The organism is Halobacillus sp. A1-3 (assembly GCF_050971765.1).
GTDB lineage: Bacteria > Bacillota > Bacilli > Bacillales > Halobacillaceae > Halobacillus > Halobacillus mangrovi_B.
Window position 1 is genome coordinate 95,325 of the sequence record NZ_JBPCEO010000003.1, and the last position, 26,685, is coordinate 122,009.

A 26,685-nucleotide genomic window follows, 5' to 3' on the forward strand; every position below is an offset into this window, starting at 1 on the left:
GTCAGGCACTAAAAATTTTCTAAACATGAAAACCCCTTACGTGATGCCGCCTAAGCGGCATCTTAGTAAGGGGTTTTTTACTTATGCGTTATGATAAGCCAAATCTTTGTTTACCTTAAGATCGAAACGGTCAGCATTCATAACCTTCACCCATGCATCTACAAAGTCACGCACAAATTTTTCTTTATTATCATCCTGTGCATAAACTTCTACAAGAGAGCGCAAGACGGAGTTTGAACCAAATACGAGGTCTACACGTGTCGCTGTACGCACGAGTTCACCTGTTTGGCGGTCACGTCCTTCGTATAGGTTGTAGTCTGACGGCTTCCATTCGATGCCCATGTCAAGCAGGTTTACGAAGAAGTCGTTCGTCAGTGTACCTACATTGTCTGTGAACACGCCGTGTTCTGTGCCTTTATAGTTCGCACCTAGGACACGCATACCACCGATCAACACTGTCATTTCTGGTGCAGACAGACCAAGCAGCTGAGCTTTGTCTACTAATAGTTCTTCTGGGCTCAGTGTGTAGGCTTTCTTCTCATAATTACGGAAACCATCTGCCATTGGCTCTAAGACTTCAAAGCTTTCTGCATCTGTCTGTTCTTGAGAAGCATCTCCGCGTCCAGGAGCAAATGGTACGGTGACATCAACCCCTGCATCTCTAGCTGCCTTTTCTACGGCTGCGCTACCTCCAAGGACAATCAAATCAGCAATGCTGACTTTCTTCTCAAGTTTGCTTTGAATGTCTTCATAAACAGTAAGCACTTTCTCTAACATCTCAGGCTCGTTTACTTCCCAATCCTTCTGCGGTTCAAGACGGATGCGTCCACCATTTGCGCCGCCACGATTGTCAGAGCCGCGGAACGTACTTGCAGAAGCCCAAGCTGTTTTAATCAGTTCGCTTACTGATAAACCAGTATTGAGGATTTTCCCTTTCAATTCTTTTATTTCATCGTGTGATAGACCATAATCAACAGTTGGGATTGGATCCTGCCAGATGAGATCTTCTTCCGGTACTTCAGGTCCAAGATATCTGGATTTAGGTCCCATGTCACGGTGAAGAAGCTTGAACCATGCACGTGAGAAGGCATCAGCAAATTCATCCGGATTCTCATGGAAATGACGAGAAATCTTTTCATATTCAGGATCCATACGTAACGCCATATCTGCAGTCGTCATAAATGTAGGAACTTTTACAGATGGATCTTCTGCATCTGGTGCAAGGTGTTCATCTTTAGGGTTTACAGGCGCCCACTGATTTGCACCTGCACGGCTCTTCGTTAGTTCCCATTCGTAGCCGAATAACAGGTCGAAGTAGCCGTTATCCCATGTCGTTGGGTTAGCTGTCCATGCGCCATCTACACCACTGGTGATGGTGTCACGGCCTTTACCGCTTCCGTGCTTGCTGTGCCAGCCCAGGCCCTGTTCTTCAATATCAGCCGCTTCAGGTGCTGCGCCGACTTTTTCAGGGTCTCCTGCGCCGTGTGCTTTACCGAATGTGTGACCCCCGGCAATCAAGGCAACAGTTTCGTAATCGTTCATCCCCATACGTGCGAATGTTTCACGGATGTCTCGACCACTGCCCAGTGGATCTGGCTCTCCGTTTGGACCTTCTGGGTTAACATAGATGAGACCCATCTGCACGGCAGCAAGCGGATTTTCTAGCTCACGGTCGCCTGAGTAACGGTTGTCAGCCAGCCATTCTTTTTCCGTACCCCAATACACATCTTCTTCTGGATGATAGATATCTTCGCGTCCTCCGCCGAAACCAAATGTCTTCAAGCCCATGGACTCAAGTGCAACATTCCCAGTAAGTACAAGTAGGTCAGCCCAGGATATCTTGTTTCCGTATTTTTGTTTGATCGGCCATAGCAGGCGGCGAGCTTTATCAAGGTTCGCGTTATCCGGCCAGCTGTTTAGTGGTGCAAAACGCTGATTTCCTGTCGCACCGCCACCGCGTCCGTCGCCTGTACGATACGTCCCGGCTGCGTGCCATGACATACGGATAAAGAGCGGACCATAGTGTCCATAGTCTGCTGGCCACCAGTCCTGGCTGTCTGTCATCAAATTATGAAGATCTTGCTTCAGGGCATCATAATCTAGTTTTTGAAATTCTTCTTCATAATCAAAGTCTTCACCCATTGGGTTTGTCTTCTTATCATGCTGTCGAAGGATGTCCAGGTTCAGCTGATTTGGCCACCAATCTTTATTGGTTGTACCGACTTTTGCGGTCGTAACGGCGCTTTCTTCCTCCGTTTTGTGATGAGATACGGGACACTGCTCAGCACCAGCTTTACTTTCGTGCATTTCATTCTTGTCCATGTGTGTATTTCTCCCTTCTTTATATGTGAATAAAAATTATAACCTCTATTAGATTATAATTATAATAAACTGGATTTAGAATTGGAAGTAAGATGCACTAAACTTTCAAAGAAAGATTTTCAATTAGGTTACAAAGGAATAAAAAGTAGACCAGGATTTCATGTGTCTTAGAAGTGGCGTGTGGGGAGAGCAAAAGCGCTCTTAACTCTTATCTTAGTAAATTGACTGAAAATAAAGTAGATTTTACTCTTTTTTGACGGTGGGTTAATAGTTTCTAATACACTAAAAACAGTTCTCACTAAATGGATGTATCTGTAAAGAGCTTTAAAAGAAATGATTGGCGCGATAAATGGAGGATTCTTTGGGTTAGAGTCTAGATGTGTTGCTTCTTATGAATAATCGTAACATATTATTACGCTTATGTAAGCGCTTCAGGTTCTTGTTTGAGAGGTAAGGTTGAAAGAAACGTTCCAAAGCACTTTATTTACAGTTTGGTCTATGTTGTTTTGAAAGCTTAGTTTCAAGATATTGATGCATTATTTGGCGGACCTTGATTTCGTGAATACGTATAAGTAAACTAACTTTATATACCTAAATTGGATTTTAGGTTATCGACTAAGCCATAATAAGTATAAATACCTTTGATTTTTTCTATATCAATTGAAGTGACGGCATTGACCGAAAGTTACAATAACAAAGACAGGAGATGTTGAAATGAAAGCAGTACAAGTTACCGGGTACGGAGACGTAGACAAGCTAGAAGTAGTAGACATTCCAGTTCCAACGCCTAAAGAAGGTGAAGTTCTGCTCAAAGTAAAAGCATGTGGAATTAATAATACTGAAATTTGGATGAGGGAAGGAGCTTATGGACAGGGAGGAAAATCAGGCTGGCGTCCGGAAGGTGTTCAATTCCCTAGAATTCCTGGTTCCGATATCACAGGGGAGGTTGTAGAAGTCGGGGCGAATGTACCTGAGTCTATGAAAGGTAAAGATGTCGTCTTATTTCCTTTCACATCCAGCGGTGAAAATGGTCTTGAACATATCTCTGAGGACATGTCTTTTATAGGGTCTGAATATGATGGAGGTTATGCAGAATACGTCGTATGGCCCTATGAGCTTTGTTATGATATGCCACTGGCAACTTATAAGGATAGTGCAGCATTTACGGTAAGCGGACTCACAGCATGGCACATGGTTGAGCAAATCAAAGCTAAGCGTGGCGAGACGATTGTTGTCACAGGTGCGAATGGTGGTGTCGGATCATTAAATGTCCAAATTGCATCTAAAGTTTTTGGCGCAAAAGTGATTGCGATTGTGGGAGATATGGCTCTTGAAGAGAAGATGAAGGAATTAGGAGCTACTCACGTCTTAACTTATAAATCAGAAAATCTTGCGGATGACATCGTAAAGGTTAACAATGGCCCAATAGACTCTGTCTTAGATGTAGTAGGAGACGCTCTCTTTTCAACCTTGCTCCAAGTATTAAAGAAAGGCGGTAAATATTGCATCTCAGGATCTGCTGGTGGCCAGAAAACGGAGCTAGATTTTAGAACCTTATATTTAAAGCATATCACTTTATTTGGCTCTGTGTTAGGAACAAGAGAAGAGTTCCAGAAAATGCTCGACGCTATAGCTAATGGTCAAATCAAACCAGTTATTGACCGTACGTATCCTCTCGAAGAAGCAAGAGAAGCTCAAACTTATTTTAAAGATTCAGGGAAGTTAGGGAAGATTATCTTGCTTCCTTCAGAAGAATAATACATGTGTAAAAGCCACTTCCTATTGGTAGTGGCTTTCATTTCATAACCTGTATGTAAGGTAGACTATTAATGAGTAATCTTTTCCACCATTAAGGGAATATCCCCCGAATAAAACGCCTACTCTAAGAAGCGTTATTATTCGGGGGGTTGTTCATTAATTATATTTTTTCACGAAGCTTCTTCAGTAAGCTTTACAATCGTTCTGCCTCGGACTTTACCATCTAAGATAGATGATAGGACCTCTGGCAATTCTTCTAGAGATATTTCATTCATGATATCGCCGATCGTATCAGGTTTCAGATCATCCGCTAGTCGTTCCCATAATGTTCTTCTTACATCCATAGGGCAGTAAACAGAGTCAATTCCTAATAGGTTTACACTTCTTAGTATAAAAGGAAATACAGTAGTTGGAACATTTCCGCCAGCAGTTAGTCCGCTGACAGCAACAGATCCTCCATACTGAGTTTGACTTAAAATCGTTGCTAGAGTTTTTCCTCCAACAGGGTCGACCGCACCGGCCCAACGCTGTTTGCTAAGGGGACGTACTTTTTCAGGAGATAATTCTTCCCTTGAGATGATTTCTTTAGCTCCTAAATCTCTCAAATAATTATGCTCTGATTCTTTTCCAGTACTAGCTGTAACGTGGTAACCGTTTTTCGAGAGCATAGAAACAGCCATGCTGCCCACACCGCCTGTGGCACCAGAAACTAGCACCGTTCCATCTTCTGGTTTTACCCCGCTCTGCTCAAGTTTATGAACAGATAGTGCTGCAGTAAATCCGGCTGTACCAAAAGCCATAGCCTCTTTTAAGGTCAATCCTTCCGGTAAAGGAACGACCCAATTCCCTGGGACACGGGCATATTCACTGAAGCCGCCAAAATGAGAGACTCCTAATTCATAGCTTGTCACAATCACTTTATCGCCTTGTTGATAGCGTGAATCGTCAGAAAAAATAACGGTTCCGGCAAGGTCAATGCCTGGCACAAAAGGATAGGATTGGACGATCTTTCCATTTGGTGAACTTGCAAGTCCATCTTTGTAATTTACGCTGGAATAATGAACTTGAATCGTAACATCACCCTCTGGCAAATCATTGAAAGATAAATCCTCAATTTGGACTGAAAACTTTTCCTCTGCCTTGTTGACCATAAGAGCTTTAAATTTTTCTGCCATTTGATATTGTCTCCTTTCCTATCTATCTTCTCTTGCATCATAATATTTTTATTCTGACTGGTCAATATTTTTATTTTGTCCAGTCAGAATAATAATTTCACACATGGGTAACGATTATGTATAATAAGCCTAGATATGGATGTGGAGGGTATCTAATGGTCAAAAAAGCGGAGCAAAGACGGGAACAAATATTAAAGGCAGCCTTTGCGGCTGTCTCAGAAAAAGGATATAATGCTGTGACCTTGCAAGATATAGCTGACTATGCCGAAGTCAGTAAAGGTGTCACTAACTATTATTTTAAAAATAAAGTAGATGTGTTCGCGAACCTTCTAGAATGGACAACCACGAAAATTTACGAAAAGGAAGCGGCTTCCATTACAAAAAAGGATACAGCTGTGGAGAAATTGGAAGCTTATATGGAGCAAGTATTCATTGGTCCAAAGGAAAATAAAACCTTTTACCGTGTTTATTTAGACTTTCTTTCTCAAGCCAAGAATGTGGAGCGTTATCGAGAAATTAATTTACAGTTTTACAAAAATTGCTGGGAAATTGGAAGAGAAATTATTACCAGGGGTATTGAAGAGGGAGTATTTGATGTTGAGGATGTTGATCAATCAGCTAAAAGCATTCGAAGTATGATTGATGGCAGTCTAATCCAGTGGTTGATGAGGGGAGAGGATGACCTGCATCATGACTACAAGATGATGTGTCATAAGGCAGCTCTCCGTTTGTTAAATTATCAAGCGTCTTAGATAGGAAGTTAACTTCTTGCTTTTTAAAGGGGGCCGTTCTTAAACGGCCCCCTTTCTTCATTCAGGGTGAATCATTTTTTATTCACAGATGCATCGTGAATGGAGTCTACCGCATTCTTCAGCGTTGCGTTAAACTCTTCGTCCGACTGATTAGCGTTTAGATCTCCGGCTAGTGCGCGGGAGAAACTTGCAATCAAACCGTCGTTCTCTTTAAGCTTTTCATTAGCTTCTTCGCGAGAATAGCCTCCGGAAAGAGCAACAACACGAACTACACGAGGGTGATCGATCAGTTCTTTATACTGATTCGGCTTCGTAGGGATCGTGAGTTTCAGCATCACATTTTGATCATCGGAAAGGTTATTCAAATGTTTGAGGATTTCCTGTTTAAGAATCTCCTCACATTTTTCCTTGTTTTCACTATGAATATCGACTTCTGGTTCAATGATCGGAACTAATCCAGCTTCAATAATGCGCTTTCCGATATCAAATTGCTGATCAACCACATCTTTGATGCCTTGTTCGTTCGGCTCGTGGACGACTGAGCGCATTTTAGTACCGAAAATGTTTCGTTCATTGGCACGTCTAAGAGTTTCATCTAGATCATGAATTGGTTTCATAAGCTGTACGCCATTTTCTTGTTCAGCGAGCCCTTTATCCACTTTCAGAAAAGGGACAACCCCTTTATCGGCAAGATAGTCTGCTGTATATTGCCCTTCAATTTCTCGATCCATCGTTTGCTCAAATAGAATGGCACCGAGAATCTGATCGGAATTGAAAGACGGGGACGTAATGATTCTTGTACGCATCTGGTGGACAAGATCGAACATTTCGTCTTCACCAGAATAGGAATCCTCTGGAACTCCATAAGCAGCTAATGCTTTAGGCGTGCTACCGCCACTCTGGTCCAGGGCTGCGATAAATCCATTTCCACTTTTGACCTTATCAAATTGTGCTTGATTCATCTGTTACACTCCTCCTTTTTTATGGTCCACTATACTCTTCCCATTCACCCACTATTTGTAACACGAATCGTGTTTCCTGGAAAGAAATATCCATAGGTTAAGATGGTTCAGAGGAATCGTATAATATTTCATCCGCTTTATTTTCTGCTTCTTGTTCAGGGAGCTTTTCAATGATTTCGAGCATTTTATTCGTAATGCTTTCAATCTCCCGGCGGCTGTAGCCAAGTTCGTTCATAGCAATTGTTGTGTAAGCAAGAGAGTCACTTTTATCCACGATCGTTCCTCCTTCTATTTATTGATCTCTTTTAGTGTGCGCGATTTATGGTCTGCTATTACCAATATCTTCATTACTCTGTGAGTCAAGAGATCGAGTGACTTTATATCGTAGTAGGGAGGAAAACGGATTCACTCCTGTGGGATGAACATGCTAGGCGAGATCCTGGAAGACTTAGTGTGAGGAGGGTCAGCACATGTCCATGGAAAGCGAGGTGATCTTCCATCCACCATCATTAACATTAAAGTATCGAAACTGAGCTTCTGGATAAGGTGGCTTAACTGATTAATAATTTCTTCAATCTAAGTAAAATTTCCCGACAAATTTTCAGAAAAAGTGAGCAAATTCATTCACTTTCGTTTACAATGAAAAGTAATTACATATTGGAAAAGTAGGCGCGATTGAATTATTTCAATGGCTTAAAAGGGAAGTTGGTGCAAATCCAACACGGTCCCGCCACTGTGAAAGGGAGTAACTTTGCCGGTCCACTGTGCTTAGTACGCATGGGAAGGAGCAAGGAAGCAATGATCTGAAGTCAGGAGACCTACCTGCTTTTTACACCAATATAACCTACGCGGATAGGGAGGTGTGTCGGAAGATCAGGAGTCCTTTCTATACATAGTGGTCTCATGACGGTACACATCTTTTTATCAAAAGATGTGTTTTTTTGTGTGTTCAAATAACAAAAGGAGGATTTAAGAATGAACCATTTTTGGAAGAAATTATTATCTTTATTTCTTGTTATCGGCTTATTAGCTGGCTGTGCTCTTGGGGGGGATAAGGAAGCCGGATCGACAAGTGAAGATTCACAAGACCAGCCAGAACAAGCGAATAGCGGAGAAGAAACAAATTCGTCTTATCCGCTAACTGTGACCGATGCGTTGGGGCAAGAGGTGACTTTTGAAAAAGAACCTGAGAAGATCATTAGCACGATTCCGAGTAATGGGGAGATCCTTTTTACACTTGGCCTTTCTGAAGAAGTTGTCGGCGTAAGTGATTATGCAAATTATCCTGAGGAAGCCACTCAAAAAGAGAAGATCGGCGGTCAGGATCTAAATGTAGAGAAGATTCTTTCCTTAGAGCCTGATTTAGTCCTTTCTCATGCATCAGGAGCGCACAATTCTGAACAAGCTTTAAAGCAGATTCGTGATGCTGGTATAAAGGTGTTTGTTGTACAGGAGGCTACGTCTTTTGAAGCGGTGTATGAGAGCATTCAAACGATTGGAAAGGTTACGGGAGCTTCTGAGAAAGCAGAAGAAATTGTAACTGGCATGAAAGAAGATTTAGAAGCGATCAAAGAGAAAACCAGTGGAATAACTGAAGAAGATAAGAAAGAGGTTTTTATCGAAGTATCACCTGCTCCCGAAATCTATAGTGGAGGAAAGGAAACATTTTTAAACGAAATGCTTCAAGTCATCAACGCGAAAAACGTGGTCGGTGACCAGGAGGGCTGGTTCAAAATGAATAACGAGGCGATTGTCGAATTACAGCCAGAAGTTATCATAACTACGTATGGCTATTATACAGAAAATCCGAAAGAAAAAGTGCTTTCTCGTGAAGGTTGGGATTCTGTGCCTGCGATTGAACAGGAACAGGTCTATGATGTCCATTCGGATCTCGTTACACGTCCTGGACCTCGCTTAGTTGAAGGAGTAAATGAACTTGGTAAAGCAATATATCCAGAAGTTTTCAGTGAATAGACCTTTTCAATATACTTCTAGTTCGTTATTTTTGGTGTTTTGTATTTTTTTAGGAACATCTATAGGAAGCGTATCTATTTCATTTGAGGTCATTGCTCGTATTATAGGCGAGCAATTGCTTCCTTTTTTACATATGGCAGAAGGTGTCGATGACATGCAGAAGGCGATTATCCTGAAAATTCGCCTGCCTAGAGTGATTCTGGCTGCGCTTGTCGGAGGGGCGTTGGCCATAGCGGGAGCCGCATTTCAAGGCCTTTTGAAGAATCCGCTGGCCGATCCTTATACGTTAGGAGTTTCTTCAGGTGCTTCTGTCGGAGCAGTTGCTGTGCTTTTTTTAGGAATCACTTTACCCTTTGCAGGGGGATTTACCTTACCAGTTGTTAGTATCATAGCAGCTATTACAACGATTTTTCTTGTCGTTGGATTTACTAGATTGGTCGACCGTTCCATGTCGATGATGACGGTTATCTTAACAGGAATTATCTTCAGTTCCTTCTTAGGGTCACTGATTTCGTTAATGATTGCGTTGACAGGAGAAGAGCTTAGGCAAATTGTGAACTGGTTGTTAGGCAGTGTAGGAATGCGTGGCTGGAATTATGTTTATTTGATGCTCCCTTTTTTCATAGTGGGTATAGTTCTCTTGCTGGTTTCGGGTCAGGAATTGAATGCGATGACATTTGGAGAAGAGCGCGCAAAGCAGTTAGGCGTCCATGTAGACCGTCAAAAGTATATCGTTTTAATTGCGGCATCGATTTTGACAGGTGTCTCAGTTGCTGTTTCTGGGACGATTGGATTTGTTGGACTTGTTGTTCCGCATATTTGTAGAAAGCTTTTCGGCAGTGACCACCGCCATTTAATCCCGCTCTGTGTGCTAAATGGCAGTGCCTTTTTGATTTTAGCCGATCTGTTTGCTCGTACAGTTGTTTCTCCTTCAGAGCTGCCGATCGGAGTTGTGACAGCCTTAATTGGTGCCCCTATGTTTGCCCTGATTTTAGTGAGAAGACGGAGAGGAGGACAATCGGCATGATTGAGGTCAATCATCTATACGCCGGGTATGAGACGGATGTATTAAAAGATGTTTCATTTACTGTTCAAAAAGGAGAGATGTTTGGAATTCTTGGCCCGAACGGAAGTGGGAAGACGACTCTCTTGAAAGCTCTAAATCAAACACTATCTAATGTAAAAGGAGAAATCAGGATTGAAGGGCATCCGGCGGCAGATTTAACTCCAAAACAAAGAGCGAAGGAAATGGCGGTTCTTCCTCAGCATCACACACTCTCTTTTTCCTTTCCTGTTGAGCAGACGGTATTAATGGGACGTTATCCATATCAAAAGGGGCTTCTTAAGCAGTGGACAGACGAGGACTACAAGATTGTAGATGAGGTGATGGAACAAACAGGAATTAAGAGGTTTCGTAATAAATCGCTGCTTTCCTTGAGCGGTGGGGAGCGACAGAGAGTATTCCTCGCACAGGCAATGGCCCAACAGCCTCAGATTCTGTTGCTTGATGAGCCGACCAATCATTTGGATTTCAGTTACCAAAAGACTATGTTAGATGCGCTAAAGGATAGGTCGATTCAAGAAGGTCTGACTGTCATTGCCATCTTTCATGATTTGAATCTAGCTAGCCTCTATTGTGATCGACTGCTACTTTTAGAGGAGGGGCGCGTCAGAGCGTTACATACTCCGGAAAAAGTATTAGAAGAGACGCAGTTATCTGAAGTTTACCAGTCGAGCATAAACGTGCATGCCCATCCTTATTTCTCGAAACCACTGACGAATGTCGTTCCAAGTTTTACAGAAAGGTTAGAAAAAGCAAGTGTACACCCGAGTTATCTTGATATTTGCTCCGATCGAATTCATTACAAAAGTCCACGCCCCTTGAAATGTTATTCATCGGCGGTATTGCACCCAGGCTTCGGATGGTATCGTAATTTTATTAACCTCCATGTCGACCATTCGTTTAATTATGAAGATCCTGTTATGTATGTGAAAAATTATGCGGATGAAGAAGGGTTTCAGACCTGCGAAACGGTAGGGATGATGACGGCAGCAATGGTCGAAGACGTCTGTTATCAATACATAAAGGGAGGCGGTTTTTGCTTGCTTGTAGTTGTTACAGCAGGTACTAGCAATGCCGTGGACGTTGTGCATGCAGGTGATCATATAACAGAGACCGTACCAGGAACAATTAACACATGGGTTTTTATAGATGGTGATTTGTCAGAGCAAGCTTATGTGCAATCGGTGATGACTGCGACAGAAGCTAAGGTAAGAGCCATGATGGAGCTTGAAATCCGCGATCCTGTCACTCGGACGCTTGCGACCGGAACATCCACGGATAGTATATTAATTGCAAGCACTCAGGAAGGAGAGAGATTAGAATATGGAGGTCCCATTTCTCCTTTAGGGAGGAAGTTAGGTAAAGCGGTATTTGAAACAACAAAGTTGGCAATTGAACGCTATTTAAAACGAAGAGGTGAGAACTGATGGTGTCTCATCTGATCGCTATTACGCTAGCGTACGGACTAGATCGGTTATTCGGGGATCCAAAAGGAATGCCTCATCCAGTCATAGGGATGGGCAAGCTGATATCTTTTTTTGAGAAATTTTGGAATCAAGGCAGAGGTAGAAAAATCAAAGGGGGATTAATGGGGATACTCGTCATTGGTTTCAGTTTTTTCTTCAGTTTTGGACTAGTTGAGCTGTTAGCCGCTTGGAATCACTATGTAGCGATTGGATTGGAAGCTGTACTGATTTGGACGACCATCGCAGAAAAAGGACTTCGTCAAGCTTCCATGGATGTTTATCGGCCATTAAAGGAGGGAGACTTTCCGCGCGCGAGAAACCATCTATCTTACATCGTTGGGCGCGATACTGATCATTTAGAAGAGGCTGGGATAGCTCGTGGTACGGTGGAAACAGTAGCGGAGAACATTAGCGATGGTGTAACCGCCCCGCTTTTTTATGCGCTGATTGGAGGAGCCCCTCTTGCTATGGCTTACCGAGCCGTAAACACATGCGATTCCATGGTAGGTTACAAAAATGCACGCTTTAAGGAATTTGGATTCATCTCTGCAAAATTAGATGACCTCTTCAATTTAATTCCAAGCAGGTTAACGGCGTTTGTGATGATTATCTCTTCCACTATTTCATTAAAAGAAAAACAAAAGCTGCTTCGGGAACTCCCCATACATGCCCGCCGACACCCAAGCCCAAATAGCGGATGGGGAGAAGCAGCTGCGGCTCTAGTACTTGGTGTGCAGTTAGGTGGGATCAATTACTATTTTGGTGAAAGATCAGAACGCCCGACGATTGGAAACGCTGTGCGAGCACCGATGGCGTACGATATTGAAAAGGTAAATTACCTGTTATCTAAAACGGTCTGGATATGGATTTTATTACTTTGTTTAGGAGGAATGGGAATTGAACTGGCCTTCACATGGAGCGAATCCGATTAAGCTTTATAAAGAAATGAATGCAGAGCAACCATCGTCTGTGGTTGATTTCAGTGTGAATACCAATCCATTTGGTTCGCCGGATGGATTGAGGTCACATTTAGAAAAAAGCCTCGAAAAGACTCACAGCTACCCTGATCCAGACATTGAACGTTTGCATCAGAGACTAGCTAAACAACACGAAATAAATCAGGACCATGTATTAGTCGGAAACGGCGCATCCGAAATCATTTACCTATTAGCCCAACTTTGGCAGGGGAAGCGTGTGGGTATTGTCCAGCCTACATTTTCTGAGTATCAAAAGGCGTGTGAAGCCTATGGATGCAAGGTTTATCCAATTGCGTTAGAGGAACAGGATCAGTTTAATTTAGCCCCGTCAAATTATGAACCTTTTCTCGATGTCATTGATGTCCTTTTTCTTTGTCATCCGAATAACCCGACAGGTGCCATATACAAACCGCATATCTTACAGGATCTCATCGATCAATGTAAAGAAAAAGAAGTAGTGGTTGTAATTGATGAGGCGTTTTACGATTTCGTGGCCGACGTTCCATTTTATTCTCCACACGTTATTGAGAATTCAAATGTGATTCTCCTTCGTTCCCTAACAAAAATGTTCGCAATTCCTGGACTGCGTCTCGGGTATGCGGTGGGTGAGCCTTCTTTAATTAAGCGGATGAAAATGTACCAACCGACCTGGAGTGTCAATGCTTTTGCAGAAGAGGCAGGACTATATTGCTTAGGTAAGTCTCTTTTCCAACAACAGACTGCACAAGCGATCTCTAATGAGAAGCGTTCCCTATTTACTAAACTTAAAGAGCTGGGGTATCAGCCAATGATGACACATACGAATTACTTTTTAATGAAGGATCCCTATCATGCTGATACAAGGGTGATGATCGAATTTTTGCTAAGGCAAGGTGTAATCGTAAGGCATACCTACAATTTTTTAAATCTAGAAGGAAGGTTTGTGCGGATAGCGATTAAACGGAAAGAAGAGAATGACCGGCTCTTATCCGTGCTTCAAAGGTGGAGTTCTTTATGCTCACCTTGATCATCGGTGGAGTACGCAGTGGAAAAAGTACACTTGCGGAAAAGCTGGCTATCCAATCACATAAGAACCCTATCTATTACATAGCGACGAGCGTCAATACAGATGGAGAAATGAATGAACGGATATTGAAGCATCAAATAGCACGAAAGGCAGCTCCAAAACAATGGATAGTCTTTGAGAATCCTACTCGACCATCCACTATCAACCTTCCACTAGATGCTACGGTTCTGCTTGATTGTGTGACAACTTGGGCCACCAATGAATGGATGGAGAGAGTAGAAAAAGAAACGATTGATGAACTTATTAACCGAATGGTGGCAGAGGTCGAGGGAATGATGCAATGCGCCGCAAACCTTATCTTAGTCTCAAATGATTTGTTTTCAGATGCTATAGAATATGGACCAGCGATAAAGGACTATTTACGATTGATTGGGACGATTCATCAAAAACTTGTGAAAAAGGCCGATCGTGTCGTAAAAATGGAGTTTGGCTGTACGCAAGTAAAGAAAGGAAGAATTCTATGAAAGGACTCATGATCCAGGGAACGGCATCGAACGTTGGGAAAAGTTTGGTGGTGACTGCCATCTGCCGCTGGTTGAGGAATCAAGGGTATCATGTCGCTCCTTTTAAATCCCAGAATATGTCTAACAACTCGTATGTTACAGAAGCAGGAACAGAAATCGGCAGGGCGCAAGGGGTACAGGCGGAAGCGTGTAAAGCGATCGCTCTGCCTGAAATGAATCCCATATTATTAAAACCTAAAAATGATCGGACTTCAGAAATCATTTGCCTGGGAAAATCAATAGAATCGCTCTCTGGAGCAGGCTACCGAACTCATTTTTATGAGACAGGAAAAAAGGCGATCATAGAAAGCCTCGCCCTATTAGAAACACGCTTTGACTATACAATCATCGAAGGAGCAGGGAGCCCTGTGGAAGTGAATTTAAACGACAGAGAGCTTGTGAATATGGCGGTTGCAGACATGGCGGATGTGCCCGTCCTTCTCGTTGCGGATATCGACCGAGGCGGTGTATTTGCATCCGTAGTTGGGACCCTTAAACTCTTACCAGAAGCCCATCGAAAGAGAGTAAAAGGAATCCTTATTAATAAATTTCGTGGAGACCCGGAGTTGTTTACCGATGGGGTTGATTGGCTGGAGGACTACACAGGAATTCCCGTGCTAGGTGTTTTACCCTACACGGCTCATGAAATCGAAGCAGAGGATTCATTGGCTATTAGAGAAGATAAAGTGTCTTCAGTAGACAATGCATTGGACATCGCTGTTATTGTATTTCCTTATCTATCAAACTTTACAGATGTCGATCCGTTTTATCAGGAAGAAGACGTGAGCATCCGTTATGTTTATCGAAAAGAAGAATTAGGTACCCCGGATGCTGTGATTCTGCCGGGGACGAGAAGTACGATTGAGGATTTAGAGGAGATACGGAATCGTGGCATTGAAGATGGCTTGCTTGATTATATTCATAAGGGTGGAACAGTTGCAGGGGTTTGCGGTGGGTATCAGGTACTTACCAATCAATTAATTGAAGGAGATAAAGTGATCAGAGGTATGGGGGTCTTTCCTGTTACCACTCTTTTTCATGAAGTAAAAACGACTCAGCGAACGAAAGGAGTTGTTTATTCAAGGAGTGGATTTCAGTCTAGTGTAGTAGAAGGCTATGAAATTCACCTTGGTGAAATGAGAGAGGAAAAAAAGCTTATTCCTTTATTCTTACTTGAAAATGGAGAAGAAGGAGCTGTGTTTGATGGGGGGAGAATCATTGGAACTCACCTGCATCACGTCTTTCACAATAAAGACTTCCGAACAGAATGGCTGAACCGATTAAGATTGAGAAGAGGTCTCTCAAAACCTGGTGCTGCTTTATTAAGAAAGGATCCGTATGATCAGCTGGCTGAATGGTTGGAAAGCGAAGTAGACACAGATGCACTACTTAATCTTATTAACAATGGAGTGCGGGCGGAATGAAACCATACATACAGGGATTCATTCTAGCTATTCAATTCTTCTCAGTTTTTCCAATCAATCGTGAAATTCCTATGAGGAAAAAGCATCTAAGAGGAGCGATCTTCAGCTTGCCATGGGTGGGTATGATAACAGGGTTGCTACCCCTTATTTTTACTTGGCTCTTCCTTAACTATACGCCAATGTCCATGGCTGGTGCAGCTGGAATCGCTATAGTAACAAGTATTCTTGGAAGCGGGGGTATTCATATAGACGGATGGATGGATACGAGCGATGCATATTTTTCCTATCAACCAAAAGAAAAACGGCTTGCCATTATGGAAGACCCTCGAACAGGTGCGTTTGGTGTTCTTTCTGTCATCGTCCTTCTTTTCCTCCGTTTTATTTTTATTTATGAGACGCTGACTGTTTCTTTTTCAACGTTTGCGTTCGGGGTGCTGGTCATCCCGTTTCTCTCCCGGCTGCTCCTTGTCTTCCATTTTTCCTGGACACCCTTAGCAAAACAAGAAGGACTCTGTTATTGGTTTGCCTCAGCTTTTTCAAAAGGTGTGCTAATAGCAAGTTTAGCCAGCTTTATCGTATTAGGAGCTGCGGCTTTACTAATTGACCTCGACTTTTTATATAAGCTGACCTTTTTATTTCTTGCCGCAGCCGGTATCTACACTATGAGTCGCTCAACAGCTCTCCGATCATTTGGAGGGATGACAGGGGATGTGCTCGGGGCAACAGTAGAAGGAGGCGAAACCTTTTTATGGATCGTGTGGTGGATCTCTACATTATTCGTCACGGGATAACAGAAGGAAATATTAGAAAACAGTATATTGGCTGGAGTGATCTCCCGCTCCACCAGGATGGGGTAAAAGCTTTACACATCATCCGTCCTCGCATCCCTAGTGTTGATATGATATGGACTAGCGATCTAGTCCGGTGTATAGACACCGCTGCACGTCTTTTTCCAGAGAAGAGAGTAAAGAAAACGCAGCTGCTTCGTGAGATCCACTTTGGAGATTGGGAAAGGCGTAGCTACGAAGATTTAAAAGCCAATCCCTTATACCGGAAGTGGGTAGCAGCACCTTCCTTAACGTCTCCTCCGGGGGGAGAGCTTTATCAAGTGTTCCAGGCAAGGATTGAACAATGGCTTTTGAGTTTTTTCTCTGAATTGGATGAACATCGAGAATTGAAAAGCGCAGCTGTCATCACTCATGGTGGGGTACTACGAGAACTTATGCATTGGCTCTATGGAGACTTAACATCGACTTGGAACTGGAGCGCCGCACCTGGTGAGGGTTATCATCTTCAGCTTAAACAAAGGAGGGATCAATCGTGGACTTTGTTACAGGGGGAGCTTATAACGGCAAAGCCGAATGGGTAAGGCAGACACTTCTCATAAACGAACGTGGGGTAACATGGATAGATGTGTCTAGCGAAGAAATTGTCCTTCCAGAAACGAATACGCTAGTTTTGGAAAATCTGGAATACCTAGTGAGAGAAAATGAGATTACAAATGTTGAAGAAAAACTTGAAAAAATAATTTATTGGGAAAAAGGAAATGGCAGCCGTACTGTTGTCTTAATTGGAACCGATATAACCAAAGGGATTGTCCCTCTTGAACGGTCAGACCGGGAGTGGCGTGATCGAACGGGGTTTCTCTATCAAAAAATGATGAAGAAAGCAGATCGTGCTTATCTCATTTGGTTTGGATTAGTCGAGAAATTAAAATAATAGGAGGAATTTAAGATGAGACTTTATACAAAAACGGGAGATAAGGGACAGACGAGTGTAATAGGCGGTCGCGTGGACAAAGATGATGTGCGAGTAGAAGCGTACGGGACTGTTGATGAAGCGAATAGTTTTGTAGGTAAAGCTAGGACAGAGTTAAATCTATCTAACGAAAAATTGAAGCAAGTAGATCAAGAACTGGAGCGAATCCAACATGAGCTTTTTGACTGCGGAGGGGATTTAGCCAATAAAAAATCAAACAGGGAACTTAAATTGGAGGAGGATAGTATCCTCTGGCTGGAAGAACGAATGGATGCTTATATTGAAGGAACGCCTGAATTGAAGCGATTCATCCTTCCGGGAGGATCCAATGCAGCAGCAACCATTCACATTGCACGAACCGTTACAAGAAGAGCGGAGCGGCTCGTTGTTTCTCTAAAGAAAGTAGAAGAAGCCCCTGAAGTGTGCTTAAGGTATTTGAATCGACTATCCGATTATTTCTTCGCTGTGAGCCGCTATATCAACTATGTCAGTGGTAATCCTGACGTGGAGTACATACGAAGTGAAGAAGTTTTCCGAGGGAAGCCAAAGAAGAAGGACAAAAAATGAAGCGTTTTGTGCTTATAGCTCTGTTTGTTTCTCTAGCGGCTGTTGGCGGCCTGATTAAGATTCCCGTAGGTGTAGGAAGTATCGCCTTGGATGCTGCTCCTGCCTTAGCTGCATCGATAATCTTAGGGCCCTTCGGCGGAGCCGTAGTGGGTGGACTTGGACATCTTTTGTCTGCCTTAACCGGCGGTTTCCCTCTGGGGCCATTCCATCTCTTTATTGCCCTGGAAATGGCGCTTCTCTATGCTAGTTTCTCTTATCTTTACTCGGTTCAGAAGTGGCTGGGACTTGTTTTCTTCTGGGGTGGAAACAGCTTACTGCTGCCTCTTCCTTTTTACTTCTTGATGAGTGCAGCTTTTTACTATACGTTAGTGCCGGCGCTTCTGATGGGTTCGCTTATCAATCTTATTCTATTTATACTCGTTATTCCTAAAATCAGCTTATTGTCCAGTGATAATCAGGAGGTAGTGAAACCATGAGGGATCTTAGCTACGTTATCATTGATGATACCTATGAACTTGTCATTAGTTCAGATAATGCAGCCAATATCGGAGAAAAGGAAAAAGACCAAATTCAGGCTCCCTACAGCTTAGTAGCCGAGTCATTATTCCGAGTAGCGTTTATGGAGAATCGATCGATTGGTGCTCATCCCATAGCAGTGGTCTTATATAACTTTACGGATGAATCCGTATGGCGGGAATTTACTCAAACCATAAAGAAGAAAATGAACGCAATGGGATTTGAAGTCCCGATTACAGGAAGTACAGAATCAAATTTCCCTTTGCCACATTCGGCTTTTGGGTTATCCATCATTGGGAAAGTTGAAAAAAGAAATAAAATAGACTGCCAAACCCCAGCGAACGCAAGGTTTGCGGTGATTGGAGAACCTCTTGTAGGTGAAGAAGTAATCAGGCATAGGGAGCGTATGGCACCGTTGGCGTTATTCGAAGAGCTGGTGAAAAACAAAGATATCTATGAAGTATTGCCGGTGGGCTCGAAAGGGATTGAGAAGGAAGTAAAAGCTTTGCTCCAAGCTAATGATTTTTCTGAAGATGTACAAGTGAAGTGTTCTTTAGATCTCTATAAATCAGGGGGGCCTGCCACCTGCTTTGTTATTACTTACAATCCTGGTGAGGAAGTAAACATTCGAGCATTGGCGGGAGATGTTTTTCATCATTTAACCATTGCAAAATACTAAAGAAGGACAAGGACCTTGTTGTGGTCCTTATCCTCCGCCTACAGTTCTATTAATATCATTCACCAAAAACCTCAGGAAGCATCTTGAACCCGTCAATTTCTGCATCCTCTTCCACCTCAATCATAATATAACGTTTCCCCTTGTTATTTACTTGTTTCACATATTGCAAGTCCTGAGGGCTAATCGAAATGTTGGCGACTTTGGTGTTGATTTTGATCGATTTTGATTTGTATTTAGGTACGATGCTGCTTGCTTTTAGTTCGTAGGCGTCTTCTTGAGTTACTCGTTGAAAAGCTGTTTTGACTTTTTCTGAATCGACTTGTTCACCGCTTTGGGTTAACACACGCTCCACATCTTTATAATCAAGTTTAGGCGGTTCATCATCTTCATTTTCTTCCACCACACGGTTGATTTCTCCATAGACATTCGCAAGGGTGGAGGGGTTCATTTGATCACCGACCACATCTTTAATGACTTCTTCGAATACTGCTTTGTCTTCTTTTGCCGTCATAACCTCTTCGCCGTTTAACACATCTTCTATAAAGCGATAATCTGGTTCGTTGGCTTTACCAGCAGAATAAAGGACATGATTTATATCAGAAGTGCCTTCGGTAATGCATGGAAAAAGAAAGCCGGACATCGGATTTTTAAGGTCAATGACAGGGTCCACTTCAATTTTGTATTTGAATTCCTTTTCGACATAGTCAAATTGAATTTCTTTCTTAGGTTCCTCTGTTTTGTTAATGCTGCACAAAATGAAGGGATTGGAGTACACGGCATCCCGTTCACTTTCTTCTGCTTCGTCATTTCGGCGTTTCGTCGGCTTCAAGTATTCAGCACGAATGAAGCTGATGACAACATCCTTTTCATAGGGATTGTCCGAGATTATTTTCTCAGTCATTTTCAGCATTTCAGCTTTCCAATCCTCGACTTCGCTGCTTAATAATCCTTTATGTAAGATAAGTTGGCTGTGATCTTCAGCCTCGCGTTGAAATTTCAATTCGAACAACTTTTCATCAAGCTGGCCGGTCAGCACTTTTTTGAAATTGTTCATAAATAATTCCTGCTGGTCCCGGTCGAGCATTTCAAACGTTTGGCTCTGGTGGTGATAGATATCTGTCGTCTCTTTCATGATATAGACGTTGAAAATATCAGAGATCTTTAATAAATCATTATCGAGTTTAAATTGTCTGCGAATACCCGCTATATCTTTTTTGTCCATTGGTCGTTCACTCCTAAATTGATCTTCGTTCTATGATTCTCTCATTTTACCATAGGAATGACGAATGAATTGGACGTTTAGATATTGATACAAAAAAGAAAGACGACTTCTCCATAATGAAGAAGTCGCGAATTTTCTTAATTATTTTGCTGAGGATTTTTAGATTTTCTTGCTCGTTTTGCATCTTCTTTATGTGCTTTGTTTGCGGCTGCACTACCAAACTCATCAGAGAATTCAGTTTCTGCTGCCTTAATATCAAACCCTTTTTTGTGCTTTTGCTCAGGGTCATTTTTCTTCGTTTTCTTTGCCATCAGAATCCCTCCTCTTTTGTTTTGTTTAGTATGAGAAAGAGGTTGAATTTTATACTAGAGGTCGAAATTCATAATAAAACAACGTTTGCTTAGTTTACTAAAATAGGGTGGAACCAAATTGGAACTCCAATTATAATAAGAAGAGGTGGGGATAACCCTAAACAGTAAAAAAGTAGATGGAATATGGAGTCCTTAGCTAAGGGGCCCCTTCTTCCATCTATTTTTCTTTGCTATAAAAAGATAAAAGGAAGGAATACCGCTATGGATTTCTTTGAATTGATAGAAAAACACACAGACGTTCGGTTGAATGACGTGCAGAAACAGGCAGTTATGCATACAGAAGGACCGCTGCTTTTGCTCGCTTCGCCAGGTTCAGGCAAGACAACAACACTTAACATGAAAATCGGCTACCTTTTATTAGAGAAAAAGGTAAAAGCGGAGCAGATTATGGCGATTACGTTTAGTAAAGCTTCCGCGCGTGATATGTCAGATCGTTTTGACCGCTTCTTTTCTAACCTGACGAATGATCAAGTCCATTTCTCAACGATTCACAGCTTCGCTTTCAAAGTCGTTCGCGAGTGGCTGAGAAAGACCAGGCAAGATTTTCAGCTGATCGAAGGGAATATAAGTGATGAAGAGTTAAAAAAAGGATGGGGCGGTACTCACATCCCTCTCCATAAAAAATTCATTTTGAAAAAGCTCTATGAGGATATTAACGGAGCGCAGATATCGGATGACGATATGGATGAACTGATAACTTATATTAGTTTTGTGAAAAACCGGATGCTCCAGGGAAAGGAGCTTGAACGGGTTCGGTGTAATGTTAAAAACGCTGTGGAGATCTTTCGAGCGTATGAACGGTTCAAGAAAAAGCATTCAAACATTCTTTTATTAGACTTTGACGATATGCTCACCTATTGTCATCAAATTTTGTTGGACGACCGCGATATCCTTTCAAAGTATCAACAGCAGTTTGAATACATTTTGACCGATGAAAGCCAGGACAATTCTGTCGTCCAGCATGAGATTGTCGAGCTGCTGGCTCAACCGCAAAACAACCTTTGTGTCGTAGCGGATGATGATCAGTCCATTTTTATGTGGCGAGGGTCTGATGTGACAAAGTTATTGCAGTTTGAAAAGACGCACCGCGATGCAACGGTGATGACGATGTCACAGAACTACCGATCATCACAGGATATTGTGAAAGCATCGAATCAATTTATTAAACGAAACCGAAACCGCTATCCAAAGGAAATGTTCACAGACAATCCAACAGGTCAACCGATTGAAATTAAATCGATGCGAAGCTATGAGGATCAGCTGGAGTATGTGACCGAAGAAATAAGAAAGAGCGGGGGAGCGGAGGAAGTCGCCGTCCTATACCGAAACAATGCTTCAGCGGTACCGCTTGCTGACAAGCTTGATAAAGCGGGGATCGAATTTTATATGAAGGACATTGATGCGAAGTTCTTTAAACACTGGATCGTCGAAGATATGCTGAACTTCATGCGCCTTTCCTATAATAATAGTCGCGTGGACATCCTTGAGAGAATCCACACGAAGTTCAATGCGTACATCTCTAAGCAGCAAATCGCACTTTTGAAAAAGAAAAACAATAGAACCTCGGTTTTTGAAGCGCTGCTCGATAGTGATATTCCATCGTACCAGCAAAAGTCCTTGCCTAAAGCAGAAAAGCTGTTTAAAGAGATCAACCAAATGGAACCGGCGAAGGCGATACGAACGATACGTGAGAAGCTTGGTTATGACCGTGCCATAACTAAGATGTGCGAAAAATTCGGATTCAACGCCGAGCAGCTTTTCGGCGTTTTGGATACGCTAGAAAAGATTGCTCAAGGCCTTGGCACGTTGAAAGGTTTCGCAGATCGCTTGAAAGAGCTTGAAAAACTGATTCAAACGTCGAAGTTCAACAAGAATAAAAGTCCGCTAACTCTGACCACCTTCCACAGCGCTAAAGGTCTTGAATACGATAAAGTGTTTATGATTGACCTTATCAACGGCGTCGTTCCGTCTAAGGACGATATGGACCTCTACAGAAATAAAGAGTATGGTCCCATAGAGGAAGCTGTGCGGTTATTTTATGTAGGAATGACCAGAGCAAAAAAGAATCTGGAGCTTTTAACGTACAACTACAAAGGTAACGAACGCGTAACGGAATCGATGTTTGTGTCGAATGTGAAAAAAATCATTCAGCCAGCAAGTGAAAAATCCTACACAAAGAAAAGTATTCGAGCTGACTTATCAGATGACAACTTGCTGCAGCTTGATGAAATTGAGCTGGGGAGAAAAATTGACCACCGGAAGTTTGGTCCTGGTGTTATTAAGGAATACGGCGGGGATCAAATAGGGATTCAATTTGATGAAGCAGGTTATAAGGAATTGCTTGTGGATGTATGCATGAGTAATGGTTTGCTTCAAAAGTATTGAGACGTGTATTTTTGTTTTCAATGAGAGGTGCAACAACATTCACATTTTTCTTCTTAAGAGAGTCGTCCTTTCACAATTAGTCTATGCTTATGATAAGCATAGACTAAATTTTTTATGAAATCCGTCACTTGTTCCTGTATAGTGGGGGAGAAAGTGGAATATTCTTGTCGGGAAATCTATTGTGTGAAATAGAGGAAATAGTCGCTCGAGACTGTTTCTCTTTTTTTTATTAAGTAAAGGATATTATTTAACTTTAGAGAATCTAAGAAATAAGGATATTTTGTGAAACATTCCATTAAAAGGAGTGGATATTATGGCTGGTAATATAGGATCTTATGGGAGTTCCGAAAAAAAAGGTAGTCAGAGACTGATTGAAGAATACGTTAATCATCAGCCTGATAGCCTTAATAAACAAATCTTAAAAGCATCCCCGTCGTTATTGTCATTCATAAATGAAAACAAACAGATTATCTGGAAATCCCCTCTTAAAGAAAATAAATACTATGAATATCAGGATGATTTCCTAGACGTAAATTATAAGTGGAATCTAGCTAAAGAGTTATTAAAAATATTTTGGCCGAAAAATGGCCCGAAGTGGGATGGAATTGCTCTTGTTAAGAATGACAATGGTCAAAAAGGTCTCTTACTTGTAGAAGCAAAAGCCCACACGAATGAAATGGTTTCAAAAGTGAAAGCAACAAATGAAAAAAGTTTAGAGATGATTAAGAGCACAATTATAAAGGTTAAAACGGTGAGCGGGTCACAAACGCCAATCGATCCTTGGTTGCATAGATACTATCAGCTGGCGAATCGATTGGCTTATTTATATCTTTTAAATTATAAACTGGAGATTCCGACGTGGCTGGTTCTCGTTAACTTTGTAGATGATCAGACTCTTAAGCCTACTCCTGAGGAAGAGTGGCTAAATCACTATCAGGAGGTGTATAAAGAATTAGACATTAAACCAGAATCTTTTTTGTTTAATCGATTAGTTACTATTTTTCCTGATGCCAATGAATTATAGAGGATATTTAGAAAGGAATCCGACCATGTATAAGTTAAACTCCGAAAGCAATCGATTAGAGAAAGTATTAGAAACCACTTTTTTTGAAAATGACTTAAAGGAAAGAGAGCATATTCAGGAATGGATACGTAAAAATCCTGAAGTGTTAGGAGAAGAGCTGTTATTAATTGGCTGTGAATATGACAAGTTTGAGATTAGCGAACGTATTGATTTGCTTGGTATTGATAAAGAAGGTAATGTATCCATCATTGAATTAAAACGTGATACAACTGGAGGTTATGTGGATTTTCAAGCGCTTAAGTATGCTTCTTACTGTGCGCGTTTAAGTCCATCAGATCTAGTAGACATTTATTCTGATTACATTACGTCATTTGGTCTGGGGGTAGATGCAAAAGAAAGCTTGGTTGAGTTCCTTGAACTAGAGGACGAAGAAGAACTTCATACAATTTTAAATACCAACCAGCGAATCATTATTGTCGGAAAAGAGATTGATAAACGCATTCTTTCTGTATGTACATGGTTATATGAAAACGGCATTGATGTGAAATGTATTACACTAAAACCTTATAAGTTAGGGGAAGGTCATATACTAGTAGATACAAATCAGATTATTCCTCCTTTTAAATTAGAAGATTATTATATAAACAAAAAAGAGGTAAAGAAAGAACGCCAGAGGATGGCTGAAAAGGATGTAAGAGAATTTTTACAGGCTGTTTCTGATTTCATCAATACCAACACGGATTATACAGCGAAATACGGTGGGGTACGGAGTTATTTTAAAGGCCATAAATTTATAGATCTGCCATGGCGGTTTGTGTTTGCTTACAAAAAGAAAAATAGGACTGCTTCTATGTTTGTGGAGTCATTTGACCAAGAAGCCATTGAAGTGATGAAATACATCAATGAAAATTACTTAAATAAGGCTACGGAAAGACTTGGTACAGATGTAAGCTTAGTTAGAGGAGAGAAGAACGCGAGTTTATTTAAACTAGTAGTTGAACTACTTTATACCGAACATCATTCTCAATCGGATCAAATAGATAAATTTAACGAAACTTTTGTGAAGTTTAAAAGTTTCTTAGAAGATGCTGTTAAGGAATATAATAATCAGTGAGTGGACCATTTCATCCTATGGACATTTGTCTCAGATCAGCTTTGGAATCTTGTGTTAATTTAGTACATGTCATAAGTCTAATAGTGTTAAGTACTTATATGATTGCTCCATTCAAAATGGGTATGAGGACATATGGGGTACCTTGTTAAACTTGCTCTCTTAATAAGAATTCTATTTCATCGATTATAGAAGACTGCTATTCTGGCAATACTGTTGCTAGGAAGGATGATGAGCATGACTTACATGGAGAAGACGAACAAAGTAATGAAAGAGTTGATCTCAGGCGAGCGTTCACAATTTGGAAATTATTCCTATGATCAATCAACATTTACCGATGGACAGGAAGAATTTGAAGATTGGGAAGTACGGCAATTCATCTTAAATCATTTTTTAACTTTGGAAAACTTGAAGAGGAACGCATAGATAAAATCTCATCGAAGACAGAAAAGATGCCTGGACCAATTGCTATTCAATAGTGGCGAATTGGTCCAGGCATTTTTATTCTTCTTCATTAACATCAATAGCTGCGGTGTTGTTGTTCATATAAGCAGCAGACAATTCGTCTTCTTTTTTATGTCCACTTTCGAGCTGAGCGTTAAGCTTCTGATTAGTAGCTGCTCGGTCTGTGCCTTTCGGATTGTTTTTCTTCTGACTTTTTTTGTTTTTACTCATAAAAACCCTCCTTAGAGAAATCATTTTATTATGCCTCGATCTTTCATATTTAATCATATCTCTATTCAATTTCTGTTTTTTATATTAAGTTTTAGATAGACTACTTTTTGTAAGAAGAGTGAATAAGATGAAAACAAGACCGCGAATTAACTAATAAAATGAAAAAGGCGATGAATTTATGAACATCGATCAACAGAAAAAAATCTTCGATAAACAAGCCAAAAAGTATTCCAAACGAGCGAGGAAGAAAACTCCCGATCATAGATGGCGACAGAAGCTTCTTAAATCAGCAAGCGGGAAGATCTTAGAAGTCTCAGCAGGGGCGGGGGCGAATTTTCAATACTATCCCAAGGACGCTTCTATTCTCGCCGTTGACCTTAGCTCGGCAATGCTCCAGCATGCGGAAGAGGTTGCGAAGGAGACGGACAGCCGAGTGGATTTTTTGGTTGCCAATGTTGAAGAACTTGATTTGCCGGCAAACTCATTTGATACGGTCGTTTCTACGTTATCGATGTGTGCCTATCCAAACCCTGAAAGAGTATTAAGGCAATTAGCAACATGGTGTAAGGACGATGGCCAGGTTTTACTGATGGAGCACGGGGTCAGCTCTAATCGGATTTTCTCTAAGTTACAGCATGTTTTTGACCCGCTCTTTAAAAAGAGAGTAGGCTGTCACATCAACCGTGACATAGTAAAATTAATTGAGTCATCACCATTGGAAATAGTCCGAATAGAGAACGCATTATTTGACGCTGTTCATCTCGTGTGGGCTAAACCAAATCCAACACAAATTAAATGATGTTTAGCAAAGTCGGTGAATTTCTTTCGTTCTTTGAAATGCCCATCCAAGCGTCTTTATTGAAAAATCATCCGCTTCTGTATAGGATGAGGTCATTGATTCATTGGAATAATAGACTAACTCTCGTAAATGTTGA

General features: G+C 41.5%; 27 protein-coding genes and 1 riboswitch. Of the genes, 20 read left to right on the forward strand and 7 right to left on the reverse strand.

All coding sequences use genetic code 11. The features are described 5' to 3' along the window. Positions 1-81: 81 nt before the first annotated feature. A complete protein-coding gene (gene katG, locus ACRYKC_RS05915) occupies positions 82-2,322 on the reverse strand; it encodes a catalase/peroxidase HPI (protein WP_433805814.1) in 2,241 nt (746 codons plus the stop codon). A gap of 714 nt (positions 2,323-3,036) precedes the next feature. Between katG and ACRYKC_RS05920 the strand changes: the two genes are divergently transcribed. After that, a complete protein-coding gene (locus tag ACRYKC_RS05920) occupies positions 3,037-4,080 on the forward strand; it encodes a zinc-binding dehydrogenase (RefSeq protein WP_433805815.1) in 1,044 nt (347 codons plus the stop codon). 170 nt (positions 4,081-4,250) lie between these two features. Here the strand turns inward: ACRYKC_RS05920 and ACRYKC_RS05925 are convergent, their stop codons facing one another. Continuing rightward, the gene (locus tag ACRYKC_RS05925) at positions 4,251-5,255 is read right to left on the reverse strand and encodes an NADPH:quinone oxidoreductase family protein (RefSeq protein WP_433805816.1); all 1,005 of its coding nucleotides are present in this window, start codon (positions 5,253-5,255) and stop codon (positions 4,251-4,253) included. Between the two features lie 155 nt (positions 5,256-5,410). Here ACRYKC_RS05925 and ACRYKC_RS05930 point away from each other — a divergent pair, with 155 nt between their 5' ends. Continuing rightward, complete coding sequence (locus ACRYKC_RS05930; protein WP_433805817.1) at positions 5,411-6,007, forward strand: TetR/AcrR family transcriptional regulator; 597 nt, start codon at positions 5,411-5,413, stop codon at positions 6,005-6,007. A gap of 71 nt (positions 6,008-6,078) precedes the next feature. Here the strand turns inward: ACRYKC_RS05930 and ACRYKC_RS05935 are convergent, their stop codons facing one another. Further along, positions 6,079-6,969 carry a fructose bisphosphate aldolase gene (locus ACRYKC_RS05935; protein ID WP_433805818.1) on the reverse strand — a complete coding sequence of 297 codons (891 nt, stop codon included), beginning with the start codon at positions 6,967-6,969 and terminating at the stop codon, positions 6,079-6,081. Between the two features lie 97 nt (positions 6,970-7,066). Further along, the gene (locus ACRYKC_RS05940; protein ID WP_433805819.1) at positions 7,067-7,243 is read right to left on the reverse strand and encodes a hypothetical protein; all 177 of its coding nucleotides are present in this window, start codon (positions 7,241-7,243) and stop codon (positions 7,067-7,069) included. 376 nt (positions 7,244-7,619) lie between these two features. Further along, a riboswitch (cobalamin riboswitch) is annotated at positions 7,620-7,809 on the forward strand. Between the two features lie 135 nt (positions 7,810-7,944). On the opposite strand from ACRYKC_RS05940, the gene ACRYKC_RS05945 reads away from it, so the two are divergent. Genes ACRYKC_RS05945 through ACRYKC_RS06005 form a run of 13 tightly spaced genes read left to right on the forward strand, consistent with a single transcriptional unit; the run spans position 7,945 to position 18,962 of the window. After that, on the forward strand, positions 7,945-8,943 hold the full coding sequence (locus ACRYKC_RS05945) for an ABC transporter substrate-binding protein (RefSeq protein ID WP_433805820.1): 999 nt from the start codon (positions 7,945-7,947) through the stop codon (positions 8,941-8,943). Next, positions 8,900-9,970 (forward strand): FecCD family ABC transporter permease, encoded by a 1,071-nt coding sequence (locus ACRYKC_RS05950; RefSeq protein ID WP_433805821.1) that lies wholly within the window; start codon positions 8,900-8,902, stop codon positions 9,968-9,970. The genes ACRYKC_RS05945 and ACRYKC_RS05950 overlap by 44 nt, the downstream gene beginning before the upstream one ends. Then, positions 9,967-11,433: an adenosylcobinamide amidohydrolase gene (locus ACRYKC_RS05955; RefSeq protein ID WP_433805822.1), complete on the forward strand. Its 1,467-nt coding sequence runs from the start codon at positions 9,967-9,969 to the stop codon at positions 11,431-11,433. Before ACRYKC_RS05950 ends, ACRYKC_RS05955 begins: the two co-directional genes overlap by 4 nt. Positions 11,434-11,435: 2 nt before the next feature. Next, the gene (cbiB, locus tag ACRYKC_RS05960) at positions 11,436-12,404 is read left to right on the forward strand and encodes an adenosylcobinamide-phosphate synthase CbiB (RefSeq protein WP_433806177.1); all 969 of its coding nucleotides are present in this window, start codon (positions 11,436-11,438) and stop codon (positions 12,402-12,404) included. Next, complete coding sequence (cobD, locus tag ACRYKC_RS05965) at positions 12,370-13,455, forward strand: threonine-phosphate decarboxylase CobD (RefSeq protein WP_433805823.1); 1,086 nt, start codon at positions 12,370-12,372, stop codon at positions 13,453-13,455. The genes cbiB and cobD overlap by 35 nt, the downstream gene beginning before the upstream one ends. Continuing rightward, positions 13,443-13,979, forward strand: a complete 537-nt coding sequence (locus ACRYKC_RS05970; RefSeq protein WP_433805824.1) for a bifunctional adenosylcobinamide kinase/adenosylcobinamide-phosphate guanylyltransferase — start codon at positions 13,443-13,445, stop codon at positions 13,977-13,979. The genes cobD and ACRYKC_RS05970 overlap by 13 nt, the downstream gene beginning before the upstream one ends. After that, positions 13,976-15,442 (forward strand): cobyric acid synthase, encoded by a 1,467-nt coding sequence (locus ACRYKC_RS05975; protein ID WP_433805825.1) that lies wholly within the window; start codon positions 13,976-13,978, stop codon positions 15,440-15,442. The genes ACRYKC_RS05970 and ACRYKC_RS05975 overlap by 4 nt, the downstream gene beginning before the upstream one ends. Further along, entirely contained in the window at positions 15,439-16,233 is a 795-nt protein-coding gene (locus ACRYKC_RS05980) for an adenosylcobinamide-GDP ribazoletransferase (RefSeq protein ID WP_433805826.1), read from the forward strand. Before ACRYKC_RS05975 ends, ACRYKC_RS05980 begins: the two co-directional genes overlap by 4 nt. After that, entirely contained in the window at positions 16,191-16,811 is a 621-nt protein-coding gene (locus ACRYKC_RS05985; protein WP_433805827.1) for a histidine phosphatase family protein, read from the forward strand. Before ACRYKC_RS05980 ends, ACRYKC_RS05985 begins: the two co-directional genes overlap by 43 nt. Beyond that, the gene (locus tag ACRYKC_RS05990) at positions 16,763-17,161 is read left to right on the forward strand and encodes a bifunctional adenosylcobinamide kinase/adenosylcobinamide-phosphate guanylyltransferase (RefSeq protein WP_433805828.1); all 399 of its coding nucleotides are present in this window, start codon (positions 16,763-16,765) and stop codon (positions 17,159-17,161) included. The genes ACRYKC_RS05985 and ACRYKC_RS05990 overlap by 49 nt, the downstream gene beginning before the upstream one ends. Before the next feature lie 15 nt (positions 17,162-17,176). Beyond that, on the forward strand, positions 17,177-17,767 hold the full coding sequence (locus ACRYKC_RS05995; RefSeq protein ID WP_433805829.1) for a cob(I)yrinic acid a,c-diamide adenosyltransferase: 591 nt from the start codon (positions 17,177-17,179) through the stop codon (positions 17,765-17,767). Continuing rightward, complete coding sequence (locus tag ACRYKC_RS06000) at positions 17,764-18,243, forward strand: ECF transporter S component (protein ID WP_433805830.1); 480 nt, start codon at positions 17,764-17,766, stop codon at positions 18,241-18,243. Before ACRYKC_RS05995 ends, ACRYKC_RS06000 begins: the two co-directional genes overlap by 4 nt. Then, positions 18,240-18,962 carry a hypothetical protein gene (locus tag ACRYKC_RS06005; protein WP_433805831.1) on the forward strand — a complete coding sequence of 241 codons (723 nt, stop codon included), beginning with the start codon at positions 18,240-18,242 and terminating at the stop codon, positions 18,960-18,962. The genes ACRYKC_RS06000 and ACRYKC_RS06005 overlap by 4 nt, the downstream gene beginning before the upstream one ends. A gap of 55 nt (positions 18,963-19,017) precedes the next feature. Here the strand turns inward: ACRYKC_RS06005 and ACRYKC_RS06010 are convergent, their stop codons facing one another. Together ACRYKC_RS06010 and ACRYKC_RS06015 are read right to left on the reverse strand one after the other, a co-directional pair. After that, positions 19,018-20,184, reverse strand: coding sequence for a DUF4317 domain-containing protein (locus ACRYKC_RS06010; RefSeq protein ID WP_433805832.1), 1,167 nt, complete (start codon positions 20,182-20,184; stop codon positions 19,018-19,020). A 137-nt stretch (positions 20,185-20,321) separates the two neighbouring features. After that, a complete protein-coding gene (locus tag ACRYKC_RS06015) occupies positions 20,322-20,495 on the reverse strand; it encodes a hypothetical protein (RefSeq protein WP_433805833.1) in 174 nt (57 codons plus the stop codon). Between the two features lie 261 nt (positions 20,496-20,756). Between ACRYKC_RS06015 and ACRYKC_RS06020 the strand changes: the two genes are divergently transcribed. The 4 genes from ACRYKC_RS06020 (at position 20,757) to ACRYKC_RS06035 (ending at position 25,501) form a co-directional block, all read left to right on the forward strand. Further along, positions 20,757-22,940: an ATP-dependent helicase gene (locus ACRYKC_RS06020; RefSeq protein ID WP_433805834.1), complete on the forward strand. Its 2,184-nt coding sequence runs from the start codon at positions 20,757-20,759 to the stop codon at positions 22,938-22,940. A 313-nt stretch (positions 22,941-23,253) separates the two neighbouring features. Next, entirely contained in the window at positions 23,254-23,964 is a 711-nt protein-coding gene (locus ACRYKC_RS06025; protein WP_433805835.1) for a hypothetical protein, read from the forward strand. Between the two features lie 25 nt (positions 23,965-23,989). Further along, on the forward strand, positions 23,990-25,078 hold the full coding sequence (locus ACRYKC_RS06030) for a hypothetical protein (RefSeq protein WP_433805836.1): 1,089 nt from the start codon (positions 23,990-23,992) through the stop codon (positions 25,076-25,078). 228 nt (positions 25,079-25,306) lie between these two features. After that, the gene (locus tag ACRYKC_RS06035; RefSeq protein WP_433805837.1) at positions 25,307-25,501 is read left to right on the forward strand and encodes a hypothetical protein; all 195 of its coding nucleotides are present in this window, start codon (positions 25,307-25,309) and stop codon (positions 25,499-25,501) included. Between the two features lie 75 nt (positions 25,502-25,576). On the opposite strand, the gene ACRYKC_RS06040 is transcribed toward ACRYKC_RS06035, so the two are convergent. Further along, positions 25,577-25,750, reverse strand: coding sequence for a hypothetical protein (locus tag ACRYKC_RS06040; protein WP_433805838.1), 174 nt, complete (start codon positions 25,748-25,750; stop codon positions 25,577-25,579). A 178-nt stretch (positions 25,751-25,928) separates the two neighbouring features. Between ACRYKC_RS06040 and ACRYKC_RS06045 the strand changes: the two genes are divergently transcribed. Next, the gene (locus ACRYKC_RS06045; protein ID WP_433805839.1) at positions 25,929-26,549 is read left to right on the forward strand and encodes a class I SAM-dependent methyltransferase; all 621 of its coding nucleotides are present in this window, start codon (positions 25,929-25,931) and stop codon (positions 26,547-26,549) included. Positions 26,550-26,685: the final 136 nt, after the last annotated feature.

What these genes read in the sequence shown, in the direction of transcription:
- katG (WP_433805814.1), bottom strand. Translation starts at nt 2,322, where the DNA reads ATGGACAAGAATGAAATGCACGAAAGTAAAGCTGGTGCTGAGCAGTGT.
- ACRYKC_RS05920 (WP_433805815.1), top strand. Translation starts at nt 3,037, where the DNA reads ATGAAAGCAGTACAAGTTACCGGGTACGGAGACGTAGACAAGCTAGAA.
- ACRYKC_RS05925 (WP_433805816.1), bottom strand. Translation starts at nt 5,255, where the DNA reads ATGGCAGAAAAATTTAAAGCTCTTATGGTCAACAAGGCAGAGGAAAAG.
- ACRYKC_RS05930 (WP_433805817.1), top strand. Translation starts at nt 5,411, where the DNA reads ATGGTCAAAAAAGCGGAGCAAAGACGGGAACAAATATTAAAGGCAGCC.
- ACRYKC_RS05935 (WP_433805818.1), bottom strand. Translation starts at nt 6,969, where the DNA reads ATGAATCAAGCACAATTTGATAAGGTCAAAAGTGGAAATGGATTTATC.
- ACRYKC_RS05945 (WP_433805820.1), top strand. Translation starts at nt 7,945, where the DNA reads ATGAACCATTTTTGGAAGAAATTATTATCTTTATTTCTTGTTATCGGC.
- ACRYKC_RS05950 (WP_433805821.1), top strand. Translation starts at nt 8,900, where the DNA reads ATGAACTTGGTAAAGCAATATATCCAGAAGTTTTCAGTGAATAGACCT.
- ACRYKC_RS05955 (WP_433805822.1), top strand. Translation starts at nt 9,967, where the DNA reads ATGATTGAGGTCAATCATCTATACGCCGGGTATGAGACGGATGTATTA.
- ACRYKC_RS05970 (WP_433805824.1), top strand. Translation starts at nt 13,443, where the DNA reads ATGCTCACCTTGATCATCGGTGGAGTACGCAGTGGAAAAAGTACACTT.
- ACRYKC_RS05975 (WP_433805825.1), top strand. Translation starts at nt 13,976, where the DNA reads ATGAAAGGACTCATGATCCAGGGAACGGCATCGAACGTTGGGAAAAGT.
- ACRYKC_RS05980 (WP_433805826.1), top strand. Translation starts at nt 15,439, where the DNA reads ATGAAACCATACATACAGGGATTCATTCTAGCTATTCAATTCTTCTCA.
- ACRYKC_RS05985 (WP_433805827.1), top strand. Translation starts at nt 16,191, where the DNA reads ATGGATCGTGTGGTGGATCTCTACATTATTCGTCACGGGATAACAGAA.
- ACRYKC_RS05995 (WP_433805829.1), top strand. Translation starts at nt 17,177, where the DNA reads ATGAGACTTTATACAAAAACGGGAGATAAGGGACAGACGAGTGTAATA.
- ACRYKC_RS06000 (WP_433805830.1), top strand. Translation starts at nt 17,764, where the DNA reads ATGAAGCGTTTTGTGCTTATAGCTCTGTTTGTTTCTCTAGCGGCTGTT.
- ACRYKC_RS06005 (WP_433805831.1), top strand. Translation starts at nt 18,240, where the DNA reads ATGAGGGATCTTAGCTACGTTATCATTGATGATACCTATGAACTTGTC.
- ACRYKC_RS06010 (WP_433805832.1), bottom strand. Translation starts at nt 20,184, where the DNA reads ATGGACAAAAAAGATATAGCGGGTATTCGCAGACAATTTAAACTCGAT.
- ACRYKC_RS06015 (WP_433805833.1), bottom strand. Translation starts at nt 20,495, where the DNA reads ATGGCAAAGAAAACGAAGAAAAATGACCCTGAGCAAAAGCACAAAAAA.
- ACRYKC_RS06020 (WP_433805834.1), top strand. Translation starts at nt 20,757, where the DNA reads ATGGATTTCTTTGAATTGATAGAAAAACACACAGACGTTCGGTTGAAT.
- ACRYKC_RS06025 (WP_433805835.1), top strand. Translation starts at nt 23,254, where the DNA reads ATGGCTGGTAATATAGGATCTTATGGGAGTTCCGAAAAAAAAGGTAGT.
- ACRYKC_RS06030 (WP_433805836.1), top strand. Translation starts at nt 23,990, where the DNA reads ATGTATAAGTTAAACTCCGAAAGCAATCGATTAGAGAAAGTATTAGAA.
- ACRYKC_RS06035 (WP_433805837.1), top strand. Translation starts at nt 25,307, where the DNA reads ATGAGCATGACTTACATGGAGAAGACGAACAAAGTAATGAAAGAGTTG.
- ACRYKC_RS06040 (WP_433805838.1), bottom strand. Translation starts at nt 25,750, where the DNA reads ATGAGTAAAAACAAAAAAAGTCAGAAGAAAAACAATCCGAAAGGCACA.
- ACRYKC_RS06045 (WP_433805839.1), top strand. Translation starts at nt 25,929, where the DNA reads ATGAACATCGATCAACAGAAAAAAATCTTCGATAAACAAGCCAAAAAG.